The following is a 15,419-nucleotide window of genomic DNA, read 5'->3' as shown; positions in this document are numbered from 1 at the left end:
TCACTAAATTTGTAATATGTCGCCCGTCACTAAAAATTTAGAAGCATTTTATACCCATAAATTCAATCATACACCAACGTTGCCCCCCGTCGGTGCTGGGGATTTTAATGCTTTCCGTCTGTCAGATAATAATGGTAGAAGACCGCCGGCACCTTACGCACGGTACGATTTTTTTAAGGTTATGTTGATTCGTGGGGAACATCGTTGCCACTATGCTGACAAGAGCATCATTCTCAACGGCAGTTCCCTTCTTTTTTTTAATCCGTCAGTTCCATATCGGTTTGAACGTCTTGATGATGAGGCAACCGGATTCTTTTGCCTTTTTAAGGAGTCTTTTTTTACAGAAAACTACAGAAACGGAATCCCATCTATATTTCTTCCGGGCGGCAAAACAGTCTATAGTTTAAATGAAAAACAAGATCAGGAAGTAGCTGCTTTATTTGAGAAAATATTTGAAGAAAACCGGTCCGACTATCGATTTAAGTATGATCTGCTACGCAATCAGGTATCTGAATTGATCCATTATGCCATGAAAATGGAACCGAATGAACAAAGGTATCATCATCCCGACTCAAATACTCGAATTGTTTCTATATTTACTGAATTACTTGAAAGTCAATTTCCGATAGAATCTCCAGAACAGTGTATCAGTATGCGTTCTGCAAGCGATTTCGCAGAACGACTTTCCGTACATGTCAACCATCTCAACCGTGCGGTACGCTTGACGACGGGAAAAACGACCACCACCCATATTACGGAGCGATTGGTAGCCGAGGCCATGGCCTTGCTTAAGCAAACCGATTGGAACATATCCGAGATCAGTGATTGCCTGGGGTTTGCACAACCCGCCCATTTTACCTACTTTTTTAAGAAGCATACCAATACTACCCCCACCTCGGTTCGTCTTGTTTGAATTTCGATAGCATCCGTTTGATTTAGGTAAACAACTGTCCTGCATCCTGCTATACCTTTGTTCTATCAAAAATAAAGGATATGGAAAACAAAAAAGTATGGTTCATTACAGGAGCATCAAAAGGTCTTGGTTTAGCTTTAGTTAAACATAAAAACCCACCTGCTAAGCGGGTGGTAATGTTCTGAGGGCTATGCCTATCTTTGTGATATGAGCAAGTATAAGAAATTAAGCCATGTTGTATATAAATGTGATTACCATATAGTGTGGGTTCCTAAGTACCGTTTTCGGATTTTGAAAGGTGAACTAAAGGCACTGCTTAGCAAAGACATCCAAATGCTTTGCGAATGGAAAGGTTGTGAGGTTCAGGAATTGACTGTTCAAGAGGATCATGTTCATCTTTTGGTTTCGGTCCCCCCAAGGTGTCGATTTCCAAATTGATTGGGACATTGAAAGGAAAAATAGCGATAAAACTGTTTAAGAGTTATCCTGGGTTGAAGAAAAAGCCTTACTGGGGTAACCATTTTTGGGTTCGAGGCTATTTTGTGAGTACAGTTGGGCTTGATGAGGAGACAATAAGCAAGTATGTAAAATATCAAGAAAAGGAAGAACGTCGAGTTGAGGAACAACAACAGCGGTTTGATTTTTGATCATAAGGCCCCCTAAGGGGGCAATCAAAAGCCACCTTCTTAGAAGGTGTGATTTTTACTTAAACAAGTATTAGCAGGCGGTCATCAGGTTGCTGCAACCTCTCGGAATATTAAAAATCTAAGTGAAGCTGTACAATTCAGTGGAGAGGCATTTCTGCCATTAAACGTTACATTAAGTAGCGATGAAAGTGTGGCCGAAGCTATAGAGCAGACCCATAAAAAATTTGGTAGGATTGATATAGTAGTCAATAATGCAGGATATGGTATTGGTGGCACTATGGAAGAACTGACCGATAAAAAGATCCGTAATAGTTTTGACGTCAATGTATTCGGCACCATTAATGTCATTCGCCATGTTTCACCCATTATGCGTAAACAAGGGGAGGGTAGTATCCTCAATATTTCTTCTATCGCCGGTATCACGCCAACTATGGGCTGGTCTGTTTACGGGGCAACAAAACACGCTGTAATAGGCTTGACCGAAGTTTTGGCGGATGATCTCAAAGCCTTCGGGGTTAAAGTTACTCTAATAGCTCCGGGAGGTTTCCGAACCAACTTTAACAATCCGGATTCGCTGGTATTGGCTGAAAAGAAAATCGATGCCTATGCTGAAATTCATACTTCTTTAAAACGTTTTGTAGGAATGAGCGGCAGCCAGACCGGCGATCCGGAAAAGGCCGCAAAGGTAATGATAGAAGTTACTAAAATGCCTGAACCTCCACTATACCTTCTATTAGGTAGCGATGCCTATTCAAGGGCATTAAGCAAACTGGAGCTGTTGAAAACGAGTTTCAAGCAGTTGGAAACATTAACAAAGTCAACTGATTTTTAATTCTGGAAAATTATGAATATATCAAATCGCTAGTGTCCACTTAAAATAAATTGATTTTCAATTATCTATATTCATGTTCTTTGAAGTTTTTGTAATATGTATTTGTAAGTAGTTCTTTTACAGTCGTTTTGTCCAGTAGAGAGATTCCTGAAATCTGTAATATTTCGTAGGTTGAACGATCAATTTTGAGGTCATGTCCTATATACATGGCTACTAAAACAATAGGCGACGATAGCTGCATAGATTTGGATTCTAACTGCATTTTCGGATGTCCCCTAAAAGGATTTGATTTTTAAATGTTGTTTGATCCATTTGAAAAAGAGTTCTACCTGCCAACGATTTTTGTATAATAAAGCAATTTCAGGAGCTGATAGTTCCATATTATTAGTCAGAAACACAAAAGTTCTTTGGGTTTTGATGATCATAGAATTTAACTCTACATAATTTTTCCGGATATTGCTTAGCCATATAGAACCCGGTGAGTTTACCCAATTGGTCGCATAAAACCCCGGTAGATTTGTCTATCTTGTTGGAATACATACGTCTGAATTGTAGGTTGGATTTGGCTCTAACCACAAAAAAGGCTTGGTGTTTGCTTATGTTGTAAAGCCTTTGGTAATCTACATATCCTCGATCAAATATGTAATAGGCTCCGGTTTCATATACAATCAGATCCACGACATTTATATCATTTACCGTTGCTGTGGTAATATGAATGAATGTTGGAATTTGAGTAGTGACATCAAAAAGCGTGTGTAATTAGATACCTGCTTTAGTACTACGAAACTTTGCCCACCAAAATACATTCAGGCACAGATCGATCGTGGAGGAATCAAAGGCATATATTTTTCCTTTAACCTGAAAATCATCATGTGTCCGTTTACTACGGGCCATATCCATCAGGTGGTAGGCAAACTCCTCAAATATTTTGCAGTTGCGTTTCTCATTGACTTTCGCAAGATTACTTCTGGTGACACTTTTTCCAAATCCAAGATGATAGGATTTGGAAGCATGCGCTTCAATAATGGTAATTAAATCGCGGAGGCTCTCTCGAGTTGTTAATTGACCAAAAACCATACAGAGCAATTGGTTCCAGCACGTAAAATGACGAACATATTTATTGCCCTTATGTTTGGCGACAATACGATCAAAAACACGTCGGGGTAGAAACGCTACTAGCTGGGAAAAAACATACTTCCCTGAATTCATAGGGAAGTGTTATAAAAGCTTCCCAACATACCAATTCAAATCGTCACGCTATAAAAAAACACCCAAAGCTACGGATCACAAGGGTTTCAAAGAACGTATATTAATTTTTAGTAGACACTAGTGATGCTGGATATTTATTAATTCTGAGTATCATAAGTCATTATACTTGCTCTCCAGTTTTTCAATTATTCTAAGTGCAACATGTTTTGAAGATAAATAATTCTGCCCGGTAATTAAATTGCCATCTTCCTCCACATGTATAGAATTTCTTGGCGAATATGTAAACGTACCTCCACGTTCTTCAATTGTTTTGGTGATTAAAAATGGAAATTGCTTAAAATATTCAGCACCTTCACGCTCAAAAGCATCCGGATAGCCATTTACAGTTTTTCCATTTACAAGATATTTTCCGTTTTTCGTTTTTAGATGTACTATTCCGGCAGTTCCATGACAAACAGAAGATATAATACCTTCTTGTTCTTCATAAATGGTCATGACTATTTTTTGAATACCGGTATTTTCAGGCACTCCGAACATAGCACTTCCACCACCAATGTAATGAACAGCTTTATAGTCTTCGGGATTAATCTCGTCAGGCTTTTTTGTGTGCTTTAAAGAAAACATAAAATCTGAATTGTATAAATATGCCTTTTGTACAGAGTCGGTTGTATTTATATAAGCAAGAGGGATGCTTCCCCCTTCAGGACTTACAAAATCAATGATATATCCAGCCTTTTTAAATGTATCATACGCATTTACTATTTCTGAATAGCTGTTGCCTGTTGGTAGTTCTGAATCCCCATAATAATGTGCGTTAGAAACAATAAACAAAATGCGATCTCCGGACAAATTGCTGGCCTCACTATCGGCGGTTTTACTTATAATTTTCCATTCATTTTGTATTTTCTTTAAAAGGAACATATCAATATATGTTATGTTCTTATCAGGATTTAGTATTTCAGCTTTAGCAAGAGCAATAGTGTTAAAATCTTCTATGTACAAAATATTACCAATCCTACCATTAAATTGACCTTTTTTTGCCTTTTTAAACCAACTTGTATACTCTGAAATGGGTACAATCCAGGGCTCATTGTCATCTTTTGTTAAATATAAGTTGGCTTCCGGATAAAATGCCTGATCAATGAGTTTGGTTTCATTGTATGAAGTGCCATTTATATAATTCATTAAAGCTGTTTTTATTTGGCTTTCATTATTTTGGGAAAATGTTACATTGGCAAAAAACAACAAAATGGTTGGTAGAAGAAAACGTTTCATAGATCTATTTGTTTATTGTTAATTAATTTTTTACAATAATACAGCGGGAATCTATTAAAATCAGTACGGATTTATACGTTCAAATTCCTAATGTATATATCAGGAATTTTATAAATTCTTAAGAATTAGAATATTTGGCTGGAGTGGTGTTGGTTATTTTTTTAAATGCGGAATAGAAGGTACTAATAGAGTTGAAACCACACATTTCTGCAATGGCTTCAATTTTTAAATTGCGATTTGAATCTAAAATTCTTTTCGCTTCTTCAATGCGATATTCGTTAATAAACAAAGAAAAGTTTTTGTTTAGGTTATCATTTAATAGTTGGGAAATTAAGTGAGGTCGAACTTTAATTTCTTCAGCCAATTGTGGCAAGGTCAAATCAGGATTTTTAAACAACCCCTGCTTATTCAGAACAGTATCAATAGTTGAAAGTAATTTATTAGCTTCTTTCTCACTAATTTTATGCCCCACATACTTTTCTTTTTGTTCCGGAGAAGAAATGGCTTTTTCTCTTTTATAATAAAACAATAAAAATGACAAGTATAATACAAATGAAAAAGATAAAGCTCCCATTATATATGATGTATATGAAGCAAAAAAATAGGCCATCCAGATTATAAAAACACCTGAAAACACACTTAATGACCACACTTCATTTGAAGTTAATGTGGCAGACTTCTTAAAAATTTTCTTAAAGACATCTTTAAGAATAAAAGCTGAGGTAATGATATAAATCAACCATTGATAATTTATGGCTTTATAGAATATATTTCCCCAAAGTTCAGGATAAGTTTTATAAGGATAAAGGTATCCAACTGTAAGAATTAACAATACCAAAACAACTAATTGCAAATAGTCATTTTTTAGTTCTCTTTCAGAATTTGACAGCCTTGATTTTATAAAGAAATACAAAAATGGCCCGATGAGAAAGCAGGCAGATAATCCTATTTGTAAATAAAATTTAGATAGATCGGGATTGAAATAAAAAAAGACGGACTTCCAGATACGGATACTTAAAACAGCCAGCAGTGCTCCCAAATAATAGTTTGAAAAATGTTTAGGTTTAGAAGCAAAGAAAAAATAGATACTTAAAAAAGAACTGTTAAATGCCCCTAAAGCACTAAAGAAGAATAATAGCTGATTATCAAAATTCATTTTTCATTAGTTTTTTAATTTTATAGAGATAACTTCTCTAATCCAATCTAAGACTCAGCTAAATTCAATAAATTTTCATTAATATCATTTAGATTCAGTGAAGAATTCTTTACCGACCCTGGAGTAGTGTTATAATCATCCATCCAAGTATTATTTAGTGATCGTAATTGATGTAAATCGTTAAACTAAAGCATCCAATATATCTTCTCTGATCTGTTTAATCGTTCTATCCAGCCATTTTGTATAGGCTTTCCCGGTTGGATATAACGGATTTCAATTCGCTTTTTCGCACTCCGGACTTGGTTCAACGCTTCAGGCGTCTTGAATAGATACTTGATATTCCTTGATCAAATAAACCACTCACTTTATGCTTTTGTCGGAAGGCCACAGAATTTTTTTGACAGAATATCTTTGAGCATTTGGTTATCCAAACTGGCATCTGCTTACATTTTGAGTGTGCTCTTTTTCGGTTTAAAAACAAAAATAGCAGAAAAGGGCCAAGCTTAAAGTTAAGTCCTTAAGTGCTATTTTATATACGTTTTAGCAGCAGTTTTTTACTCTAATTCTTCACAGTCAAATTTATGGGCTTTCAGTAAATCAATAATATTCAAAACGATATTTTCTTTACAGTCAATACGCAAAATTTTGTCACAATCTTCAAGGTCAAAGTTCCATTCTCCTCCCGGCAGAATTTTGTCAATATGTGGTTTGAGTTTTTTTACCTGTGATTTAGTTTTGATATTTGTTTTGAAAACGTAAATCATTTTTGTGATAAAGTTGCCAATAGATTTTCCAAATGGTTTAACGTCATAGTAAATCCTTCTTTAAAGCCCATTTCAATCATCTTTTCCATCCGAACGAGCGAGTCATTTTTAATAGTAATACTCACTTTTGTCATTCCGTTTTGTTCGTTGAAATTCAAATCCCAATTGGAACCCGGCAAATCAGGATTTTCATCTTTGTCTGCGAAAGCATTTAACATTTTGAAATTGGTTTTCGGACTAATGGAAGAATATTGCTGAATAGACCAATGTTCTTGTCCTTCCGGACCTACCATAGCATAAAATCTACGCCCGCCAATTTTGAAATCCATATATTTTGTTACAGACTTCCACGGTTGTGGCGCCCACCATTGGTCAAGAATTTCCTGTTTTGTAAATGCATCCCAAACTAATGAAAGTTCTGCCGCAAATTCCTTCTCTATGAATATCGTTTTAGTTGCTTTGTCAACGGTAAAGTTAAATTGCAGATTGTTTTTCATTTTTTCTTATTTTTAACTGTTAATAATACTTCATCAAGTTGGTTAAATCGAGCCTCCCAAATTTTTCTGTATTGCTCAAGCCATTCGTCAATTTCTTTCATCTTTTCGATTTTAAGCGAGTAATAAATTTCTCTGCCTCGTTGTTCCTGATTTACTAATTCACATTCTGTAAGGATACGAAGGTGTTTTGAAATAGATTGCCGGGAAGTTTTAAAGTTTTCTGCAATTGCATTGGGTGTCATTGAATGCAATGCAATTAAGGCAATAATTGCCCTTCTTGTAGGGTCGGCAATGGCTTGAAAGATATCTCTTCTCATTTTGACTTGCTTATTTATGAAGCTGTTTGGTTGCAAATATATACGCAACTATTTAGTTTCGCAAATTTTTTAAACTTTTTTTTGAATTTTGAAGAATATGTTGGAGTCGTCAATTTCGTTTTTTTTGATTTTAACTTAATATTTGCTCCCCGGTTTCGCGATGAATATCCCCTTTAGATGTCGGGAATTGTTCCATATTAACATTCGTGGTGTCCGTATCTATACAATACATCCCGTTTACCGGGGTCTCATATTTCACTATAGTATATATGTCGCCCTCCATCCACGTCAAATATTGCTTTGATGTCCGTAAGGTATAATTGGAAAATAAATATGTGTATCCTCAAGAAAAATCAATCCATAAACAATTTATACTCCCGGTCAGAAATGCGGGAAACTGCGGGGTACGTAAATTCTCCTTTTGAAATTTCCCGTTTGTGCAATGCACTCCCCAAAAAAGTCGATTCAACGCCTTCCAGCTTTAAAGATCCGTCTGATGAAATTTCCATTAAGGCCCACAACGGGTCTTTGTAATGCGCCATATATTTCAACAACGGATATTTTTTATGTTGTTCCTCTCCATACGGACTTGTTGCCGATGCTTTCCCCTGCCAATGATAAGACATACTATTGATTTGGATATAAAGGATGTCATTATACAAATTGACATAATCCTTATGATGGTGCCCTGAAAAAACTATCCGGACTTTTTTAAATCCGGCTTCTTCATTGGCCAGTTCCAATACACGCCTTACCTCCAGTGAGTTTTCTATACCGCCCACATCTATTCCCTGATGACAAAAAAGAATAACCGGCTTATCTGTTTTCCTTAAATCATCACTCAGCCATCTCAATTGTTCTTTTGAGATATATCTTTCATATTTCCAGGGTTTTTCATGCGCAGGATTTCGCTCATTTCCATTCAAGACCACAAAATGATAGTTTTTAAGGTCAAAAGAATAGTACTTTCCCAGGGCCTGCCAAAAATCTACGACTTCATCCTGTGTATATTCACCTTCGGGATCATGATTTCCGATGACGTGGTATTTCGGACCGGGAAAACGGTTCCATATATTCATAAATGGTATATTGGCGGGATCAGGTTGGCAGAAATCTCCCAGTTGAATAATAAAATCGGGTTTCCGGGTAGTCATGGCATCAATAAAAGCAGAAAGACGTTCAGGTCCGTCGGGTATAAAATCCTGATGGACATCTGCACATAAGCCGATCTTCAACGGGGTATGATCTTTCCTTTCCCTATAGCCGTTTAAGTGCAATAAGCTACCGGCAATCAAAGGGGCCAAGGCCGTATTTTTTACGAATTTTCTCCTTTTCATTGATAATATTTTTGCGGGATACTCAAATCTTTAACTATACTACTCTGTACTGAAAGGTACATAGGTTTGGATGCGCCATGAAATTGCGCTTTGGTTATTGGGTTATTGGGTTATTAGGTTATTGGGTTATTAGGTTAATGAGTTATTAGGTTAATGGGTTATTGAGTTAATGCGTGATGCCTAAGTAACCCAATAACCCGACTATAATTTTTTAGCATTACTAAAATGATGCAATAATTCCTATGGTTATCGGGAGCAGGGTTTGCACCCGAAACTGAAACCAATCAAAACTCCGAACAGAACAGGTCAAAAAAGGGACGGACAGGGGAGACTCTGGTTAGTATCCCGGATTTTGTTCAAGATTCGGGTTTTGTACAATTTCATCGAATGGAATGGGAAACACCTCATGGTAGTCCCGGACATTGGCCGCCCCTTCGACATTGTCGTCGGGGGGTAACGACTGAACAGCATCTACCAGGTTCCCCCATCTGGCCAGATCCCATTTCCGGTTAAATTCCCCTACAAGTTCTCTTGCCCTCTCATCCATAATAAAGCGACGGATTTCTTCCTGAGCCATTGAAATATCAACATCATTTTTACCCGTTGCCCTGAAACGTATTTTGTTTAATTGCGATATTGCATTTGCCGTATTTCCCAATTCATTTTCTGCTTCCGCCAGAATGAGTAACACGTCGGCATACCTCATAAAGTACAGGTTTTTTTCACTTGCGCGTTGTGATGCTGTCAGGTCCCAGAATTTGGGGCCAAACCAGGGCCTGTCCGCTTCGGGCAGGGAAGTAAACGGCTGCCCCTCGTATTCATACGCTAAAACCTCGTCTTTTCTGGTATCATCTTCGGCATACAGGGAGATCAATCTGGCGCTGGGATAAAATTCGTGATAACTGATCAAATTGGAGTTTCCGAAATCTACCCCTCCATACGTACCTCCTCCTGAATCCGGTACCGGTAAGAACCAGGTGTAAAAATAGTTGATGATGTAATTGGTATTGGTCGAAGCATCTCTTTTGAACTGAATTTCAAAGACAGATTCCTTATTATTGGTATTATCCATATCAAACAATTCCGAATAATCATCCAATAATGCATATTCATTCGATGCCGTTACAGCTTCGGCCGTACGTTTTGCGTTTGCATAATCTTCATTAAAGAGATAGACTTTGGCCAGCAGGCCCAGTGCAGCCCCCTTTGTTGCTCTTCCTGTTTCTTCTGCACCGTATTCAGAAGGCCAGGGTAAATGATCTGAAGCATCATTGAGGTCCGTAATGATCTGTTCCCTTACTTCCGCCAGCGGAGCTCTCGGAAGTTCGCTGACCACATCGACATCCAGTTCTTCGGTCCATAGCGGTACCTCTCCGAAAGTATTGCTCAGAATATAATAATATACAGCCCGTAAAAACTTGTTCTCCCCTATAAGGCGTTCTTTCAGGCTATCGTCTATCGGTGCTTCCGAAACCCTTGCAATGACCAGGTTAACATCTTTTATGGCATCATAGCATCTGTTCCACGTGTCATAGCTGTTTTGGGCATTGGCCGGTGAGAAATTGTAATTTTGTACGGCATGTATCGTTTGGCTTCCGCCGTTAAACATAAAAAGATCAGTCCCGGCAAAAGTCAATGACCACAGGTCCTGTTGTCCGAAAATACGGGGCAGACCGGCATACGAACCGTTAGTTGCCTGTATACATTGATCTTCGGTAGTAAAGAAATTGTCCGGTGAAATAATGCTTTTCGGATTTTCTACAAGTGCTTCTTCACATCCTGCAGTTGTTATAATGAGTATAACTACTAAAAATATATTTTTGATCTTTAATTTCATCTGTTCTTTTTTTATTTGTTTTTCATAGGTCATCCCGATGATTATCGGGAGGAATGCCCTAATGATCATATCGGTTGGTGTCCAGAAATTTGGCCATGGGCATTTCATGATGCGTTTTTATTTTATAATTCAAGATTAAAACCCATGGTGAACGTACTGCTATTAGGGTATGCGCCATTATCCCTGGCACGTACCGTTGAGCTGGTCCCCCCGGTGTTTACCTCCGGGTCAAAGCCATTGTATCTGGTAATCAGAAACAGATTGGTCCCTGAAAGATAAACCGACAGGCGTTTATCTTTCCCGGGGAAGACCAGGGGACTGAGGTCATAGCTCAGGCTCAGGCTCTTGAGCCGCAGGAATGAGGCATCGTGCAGGAAACGTGTACTGGGGATATTATCACGTGAATTTACACCCGGTATATCGCTATCCGGATTCTCCGGCGTCCACCTGTCTTTCATATACTTCATCTGGTTGGTAAGATAGGTTCCTGTCCCCACGAAAAACTCAATATAATTCCACATGGTATTTCCCTCGGCGAACTGTAAAAAGAAGTCCAGTGTAAGGTTCTTATACCTGAGCGTATTTCCAATTCCTCCGTAAAGTTTGGGGTTAGGTGTGCCCAGATAATGATAATCGTCTGAATTTAACTCTCCGTCTCCATTATGGTCCTTGTACTTCGGTTTTCCCGGTTGGTAAAAGTTAGAGGTCGAAACCAGGGTCCTTTCTTCTTCCGGTTTTGCCAGTTCCGCATCGATCTCCTCCTGATTTTTCCATGTTCCCATATACTCCACACCAAAGTTGGCCCCGATGGGGACCCCTACTTCCAGGAAATTTGTGGTGGCTCCGTATCCGTTATCGTCCAGAGCAACCCTTCCGAGAGCACCGATGTCTACAACCTCCTGTTCATTGGTGGCTATATTTACAACAGCATTCCAGGAAAAATCGTTGCCCCGGATAATTGTTCCGTCCAACTCAAATTCCAGGCCTTTACTTAAGGTTTCTCCCAAATTCTTTAACCGGCTGCCATAACCGGTTTGTCTGGGCATTTGTACTGTAAGCAAAAGGTCGTCTGTTGTGGTACGGTAATAATTGGCAGACAAATTAAAGCGCCCTTTTAACAGTTGTATATCGGCCCCTATGTTTAATTGCCTCGAGGTTTCCCAGGAGAGGTTATCATTGGCGAGTCTCCCCTGGGTATACCCAAAAACCGGTTCGTCGCCAAAAATATAACTCGTCTCATCGGCACTCAGGGTGGCAAGCGACCGATAGTTTGAAATGCCCTGGTTCCCGGAAATTCCATAGCTTGCCCGAAAGGACAGGTCCGTCAATACGTCGGCGATACCGGAATTCTTATAGAATTCTTCTTTTGAAGCCCTCCACCTGATGCCGAGGGAAGGAAAATACCCCCACTTTTTATTCGCAGAAAAATTAGAAGCCCCGTCATAACGGCTCGTAAATGTCACATAATATTTCTTGTTGAAATCATACCCGATCCTGCCGATAAATGATGTTTGTGCGTTTTCATTATAATGTGAAACGGTATTTCGCTGATCCTGGGGAATGCTTTCAAAATCATTCCATTTGACGATATCGTTGGTCAGGCCGCCTCCCCTGACATAGACCCTTTCATCAATACGCCGCTGAAACGTAAACCCTCCGAGTATGTTCAAATGATGGTTTCCAAAGGACCGGTCGAATGTTAAAGTATTTTCGTTCAATACATAATACCGGTGATAAATATCGGAAAGCGCATCGCCGAACTCCCGGTCATTCGCAACATTTGCCGGGGCATACGAAGGCCTGTAAAAGTTGTAACGGCTGTTGGCCAGCCGTGTCCCGAAAGAGGATTTTAATTTGAGCCCTTTCAATATTTCAAATTCCCCGTAAACACTTCCCAGCAAATTATTGTATGTAGTTTTTGCGTCGTTCAGGTGAGCCGCCGCCACAGCCGTGTTAACATGCCCTCCCCCGGTATACCTTACGGGATTATAGCTGTTAAAGGTCCCGTCTTCATTATAGACCGGCATGGTGGGAGGTAAAGTGATCATGGAGGACGACCATCCTGAGTTAGACCCGAAATTGATGTTTGAACCGGGTTCCCTGTAATAGCGGCTTGCATTAATGTTGACTCCCATTTTCAAACGGGAAGAGAATTTTTTGGTCATATTAAGGCGGGACTGATAACGTCTGTATGTGGATTTGATAGCAATGCCCTTCTGATCGACTATATTTCCTGAGAAGCGATAGGTGAAGTCTTCGTTCCCCCCGGAAACCGCCATGTCATAATTGGCATAGGTTCCGGTTTGAATAATTTCGTCAATCCAGTCTGTTCCGCCAGGACCTACGCGCTCCAAAACGGAATCGGGGTCCGGGTAAAGGACTTCCCCGGTACGGTCTTCATAAGCTTCGTTAATGAAGGGAATATATTCTTCGGTAGTCATCATATCTACTGAGCGTGTTAACTCCGATATACCATAGGTTGCGGAAAAATGAAACCGGTCCTTTCCGGGTTTCCCGTTCTTTGTGGTAATGATGACGACACCATTGGAAGCCCGGGATCCGTATATAGCCGCTGCAGAAGCATCTTTTAAAATATCTATGGATTCAATATCGGCGGGATTGATGGTATTGAGGTCCCCGGCTCCCACAATTCCATCAATGACATACAAGGGCTCATTGGATGCATTGATCGATCGGCTTCCCCGGATCCTGATCGTAGTACCGGCTCCCGGAGATCCGTTTATCGATTTCACTTCTACCCCTGCCGCTCTGCCCTGCAACATCTGATCTACACGGGGCGTTGGTATATTTTCAAAAGATTCCACATCTACGGAGGATATCGCACCGGTCAGATCCGCTTTTTTCTGCGTGCCATATCCTACAACGACAACTTCATTTAATTCATTAGTGTCCGTTTGCAAACGGACATTCAGTATTGAATTCTCACCGACGGTAACTTCCCGGGTGAGATAGCCGATATACGAAAAGATCAGAACATCTCCGGCAGCAGCCTGTATCTGAAACTTCCCGTCAAAATCTGCGGCCGTACCTTTTTGGGTTCCCTTTAAAACAACGGATACCCCGGGCAATGGTATCTGTTCGGCATCGGTAACCGTGCCGGAAATTATACGTTGTACGGCGGCATTCGTATTCGCGGTTTTTCCGGGTTTAGCCCGGGATACCGTAATGATCTTACCTTTTGGATAGAAGTCAAGATTTGTTTTCCGAGAGATATCATCCAGAAGCTGTTTCAGACCAGGTTCTTTTTCTGAAGTATTGTAACGGCTGTCTGTGCTTATTTCATCTTCAAAATAGGTAAACCTGAAAGGTGTTTGTTGCTCAATTTCTTTAAATAATTCACTAAATTTGTATTCACTCTTTGTGAGTACGACCGATGTCTCATTTAAATCCTGGGCCTTCATTTTATTTGCAAAGAAGCTCTGGAGGCCGAGCAATATTAAAAAAACAGTAAAAGTACGGGCACAGGCCGTGTGACAGGTAAAAAATAGTTTTTCCATAATTTTTTAGGCAAGGTTTATTCAAAATTCTTTATCAGGTATGTGAGAAATGCGTGTTAAGAATGAATAATCTTGTAATAAAGGAAGTGTGTAGCAGCGCTTCCTTTTTTTAAATGTCCTTTATTTCATACGCTCATCTGTTTTATGGATTAATATTTCTTTTTCGGTAACATATTCGTATTCCAGCCCGCCTCCCAGTGTAATGGATGCGAGGATGGATTCCATGCTTACTCCTTCAAAATGTGCTGTGATTTTTTTCTCGCCGATCTCCGGTGCTGCAAAACGTATGTTTACGTTAAAACGCTCCTCAAGCAGGGCTGTAACTTTTTTCAGGGGAGTATTTTCAAAATTAAAATCCCGGGTCATCCATGCCATTTCCCGGCCTTTTTCAAAAGGTTTGATTTGCAGGTGCTGTGCCTTTATATCATAGACCGCCTTCTGGTTTGGCTTTAAAAGCTGTTTTCCGCCCTTGCCTTCCAGCCGGACACTTCCTTCCACCAGGGCCACGGTTACCCGGTCCGATTGGCTTCCGACATTAAACTTAGTTCCGAGTACTTTTGTCTGAAGCCCGTGTGCAGTAACAACAAAAGGGCTTGATCGATTACTGATAACATCAAAAAAGGCTTCGCCCTGTAATTTAACCTTACGGTCTTTACGGTTATAATTCTTCTCATTGTAAGATAAGGCACTGCTGGTGTTCAGAATCACCCGGGTCCCATCATCCAGGGTTATGGCTTTTACATCTGACGAATTATTGACTATCGTAGTTATCTGATTTCGGGTATTCATAAATGTATAACCAATGATCCCGCATAAGAGCACAATACTTGCCGTAACGTATAGCCATTTCCTCGACTTTCTTTTCCTGTGTATCCCGGAAACGACTTTTTTGTAGATAGATGATTTGATATTCTGCCGATGGCGGGTATCAGCGAAGGTCTGGCGCCTGTACTTTTCGCAGACTTCTTCTTCCAGGGCCTCCAGCAGCTGTTCTTCTTCCCGGGTGGCAGTGCCCTTTATAAATTTTTCTATAAGCCGTTTTAATTCTGTTTCCGTCATGTTACGCATATCTTCTACTACCAGATACCATAGACGGGAATTACAACGTTAATTTAAA

14 protein-coding genes and 3 pseudogenes are annotated in these 15,419 nt (G+C 39.6%); 3 read left to right on the top strand and 14 right to left on the bottom strand.

Annotation, left to right across the window (positions count from 1 at the left end):
* The first annotated feature begins 16 nt into the window (after positions 1 to 16).
* The 3 genes and pseudogenes from LS482_RS19970 to LS482_RS19960 all read left to right on the top strand — a co-directional run.
* A complete protein-coding gene (locus tag LS482_RS19970; protein WP_233029316.1) occupies positions 17 to 913 on the top strand; it encodes a helix-turn-helix domain-containing protein in 897 nt (298 codons plus the stop codon).
* Positions 914 to 1,120: 207 nt separating this feature from the next.
* Positions 1,121 to 1,560, top strand: a pseudogene (gene tnpA / locus LS482_RS19965) (IS200/IS605 family transposase).
* A 73-nt stretch (positions 1,561 to 1,633) separates the two neighbouring features.
* A pseudogene (locus LS482_RS19960) lies at positions 1,634 to 2,392 on the top strand (SDR family oxidoreductase); the annotation flags it as partial.
* Between the two features lie 275 nt (positions 2,393 to 2,667).
* Here the strand turns inward: LS482_RS19960 and LS482_RS21665 are convergent.
* From LS482_RS21665 to LS482_RS19900, 14 genes and pseudogenes are all read right to left on the bottom strand, one after another.
* Positions 2,668 to 2,817 (bottom strand): transposase, encoded by a 150-nt coding sequence (locus tag LS482_RS21665; protein ID WP_367890584.1) that lies wholly within the window; start codon positions 2,815 to 2,817, stop codon positions 2,668 to 2,670.
* Positions 2,777 to 3,139, bottom strand: a pseudogene (locus tag LS482_RS21835) (transposase); the annotation flags it as partial. The pseudogene LS482_RS21835 and the gene LS482_RS21665, both read right to left, overlap by 41 nt.
* Before the next feature lie 12 nt (positions 3,140 to 3,151).
* The gene (locus tag LS482_RS19950) at positions 3,152 to 3,601 is read right to left on the bottom strand and encodes a DUF4372 domain-containing protein (RefSeq protein ID WP_233029315.1); all 450 of its coding nucleotides are present in this window, start codon (positions 3,599 to 3,601) and stop codon (positions 3,152 to 3,154) included.
* Positions 3,602 to 3,751: 150 nt separating this feature from the next.
* Positions 3,752 to 4,876, bottom strand: a complete 1,125-nt coding sequence (locus LS482_RS19945; RefSeq protein WP_233029314.1) for a nuclear transport factor 2 family protein — start codon at positions 4,874 to 4,876, stop codon at positions 3,752 to 3,754.
* A 118-nt stretch (positions 4,877 to 4,994) separates the two neighbouring features.
* Positions 4,995 to 6,032, bottom strand: a complete 1,038-nt coding sequence (locus tag LS482_RS19940) for a helix-turn-helix transcriptional regulator (protein WP_233029312.1) — start codon at positions 6,030 to 6,032, stop codon at positions 4,995 to 4,997.
* 185 nt (positions 6,033 to 6,217) lie between these two features.
* Positions 6,218 to 6,340 carry an integrase core domain-containing protein gene (locus tag LS482_RS21830; RefSeq protein WP_367890583.1) on the bottom strand — a complete coding sequence of 41 codons (123 nt, stop codon included), beginning with the start codon at positions 6,338 to 6,340 and terminating at the stop codon, positions 6,218 to 6,220.
* A gap of 246 nt (positions 6,341 to 6,586) precedes the next feature.
* The gene (locus tag LS482_RS19935; protein ID WP_233029310.1) at positions 6,587 to 6,796 is read right to left on the bottom strand and encodes a hypothetical protein; all 210 of its coding nucleotides are present in this window, start codon (positions 6,794 to 6,796) and stop codon (positions 6,587 to 6,589) included.
* Positions 6,793 to 7,293 (bottom strand): SRPBCC family protein, encoded by a 501-nt coding sequence (locus tag LS482_RS19930; RefSeq protein WP_233029309.1) that lies wholly within the window; start codon positions 7,291 to 7,293, stop codon positions 6,793 to 6,795. The genes LS482_RS19935 and LS482_RS19930 overlap by 4 nt, the downstream gene beginning before the upstream one ends.
* The gene (locus LS482_RS19925) at positions 7,290 to 7,610 is read right to left on the bottom strand and encodes an ArsR/SmtB family transcription factor (protein WP_233029308.1); all 321 of its coding nucleotides are present in this window, start codon (positions 7,608 to 7,610) and stop codon (positions 7,290 to 7,292) included. The genes LS482_RS19930 and LS482_RS19925 overlap by 4 nt, the downstream gene beginning before the upstream one ends.
* Before the next feature lie 130 nt (positions 7,611 to 7,740).
* A complete protein-coding gene (locus tag LS482_RS19920) occupies positions 7,741 to 7,893 on the bottom strand; it encodes a hypothetical protein (RefSeq protein ID WP_233029307.1) in 153 nt (50 codons plus the stop codon).
* A gap of 70 nt (positions 7,894 to 7,963) precedes the next feature.
* Positions 7,964 to 8,947 carry a metallophosphoesterase family protein gene (locus LS482_RS19915; RefSeq protein ID WP_233029306.1) on the bottom strand — a complete coding sequence of 328 codons (984 nt, stop codon included), beginning with the start codon at positions 8,945 to 8,947 and terminating at the stop codon, positions 7,964 to 7,966.
* Between the two features lie 337 nt (positions 8,948 to 9,284).
* On the bottom strand, positions 9,285 to 10,784 hold the full coding sequence (locus LS482_RS19910; protein WP_233029305.1) for a RagB/SusD family nutrient uptake outer membrane protein: 1,500 nt from the start codon (positions 10,782 to 10,784) through the stop codon (positions 9,285 to 9,287).
* Positions 10,785 to 10,906: 122 nt separating this feature from the next.
* Entirely contained in the window at positions 10,907 to 14,302 is a 3,396-nt protein-coding gene (locus LS482_RS19905) for a SusC/RagA family TonB-linked outer membrane protein (protein WP_233029304.1), read from the bottom strand.
* A gap of 120 nt (positions 14,303 to 14,422) precedes the next feature.
* Positions 14,423 to 15,361 carry a FecR family protein gene (locus LS482_RS19900; protein ID WP_233029302.1) on the bottom strand — a complete coding sequence of 313 codons (939 nt, stop codon included), beginning with the start codon at positions 15,359 to 15,361 and terminating at the stop codon, positions 14,423 to 14,425.
* Positions 15,362 to 15,419: the final 58 nt, after the last annotated feature.

Source organism: Sinomicrobium kalidii, assembly GCF_021183825.1.
In the GTDB taxonomy this organism is placed as follows: Bacteria; Bacteroidota; Bacteroidia; order Flavobacteriales; family Flavobacteriaceae; genus Sinomicrobium; species Sinomicrobium kalidii.
The sequence above is the reverse complement of the archived record's forward strand: the minus strand, read 5'-3'. Positions and strand labels throughout refer to the sequence as shown.

Bases quoted from the DNA above. Each gene is read 5' to 3' on its own strand.
- LS482_RS19935 (WP_233029310.1), bottom strand. From the start codon at position 6,796: ATGATTTACGTTTTCAAAACAAATATCAAAACTAAATCACAGGTAAAA.
- LS482_RS21665 (WP_367890584.1), bottom strand. From the start codon at position 2,817: ATGATCATCAAAACCCAAAGAACTTTTGTGTTTCTGACTAATAATATG.
- LS482_RS19915 (WP_233029306.1), bottom strand. From the start codon at position 8,947: ATGAAAAGGAGAAAATTCGTAAAAAATACGGCCTTGGCCCCTTTGATT.
- LS482_RS19945 (WP_233029314.1), bottom strand. From the start codon at position 4,876: ATGAAACGTTTTCTTCTACCAACCATTTTGTTGTTTTTTGCCAATGTA.
- LS482_RS19940 (WP_233029312.1), bottom strand. From the start codon at position 6,032: ATGAATTTTGATAATCAGCTATTATTCTTCTTTAGTGCTTTAGGGGCA.
- LS482_RS19925 (WP_233029308.1), bottom strand. From the start codon at position 7,610: ATGAGAAGAGATATCTTTCAAGCCATTGCCGACCCTACAAGAAGGGCA.
- LS482_RS19905 (WP_233029304.1), bottom strand. From the start codon at position 14,302: ATGGAAAAACTATTTTTTACCTGTCACACGGCCTGTGCCCGTACTTTT.
- LS482_RS19910 (WP_233029305.1), bottom strand. From the start codon at position 10,784: ATGAAATTAAAGATCAAAAATATATTTTTAGTAGTTATACTCATTATA.
- LS482_RS19950 (WP_233029315.1), bottom strand. From the start codon at position 3,601: ATGAATTCAGGGAAGTATGTTTTTTCCCAGCTAGTAGCGTTTCTACCC.
- LS482_RS19930 (WP_233029309.1), bottom strand. From the start codon at position 7,293: ATGAAAAACAATCTGCAATTTAACTTTACCGTTGACAAAGCAACTAAA.
- LS482_RS19970 (WP_233029316.1), top strand. From the start codon at position 17: ATGTCGCCCGTCACTAAAAATTTAGAAGCATTTTATACCCATAAATTC.
- LS482_RS19920 (WP_233029307.1), bottom strand. From the start codon at position 7,893: ATGGAGGGCGACATATATACTATAGTGAAATATGAGACCCCGGTAAAC.
- LS482_RS19900 (WP_233029302.1), bottom strand. From the start codon at position 15,361: ATGACGGAAACAGAATTAAAACGGCTTATAGAAAAATTTATAAAGGGC.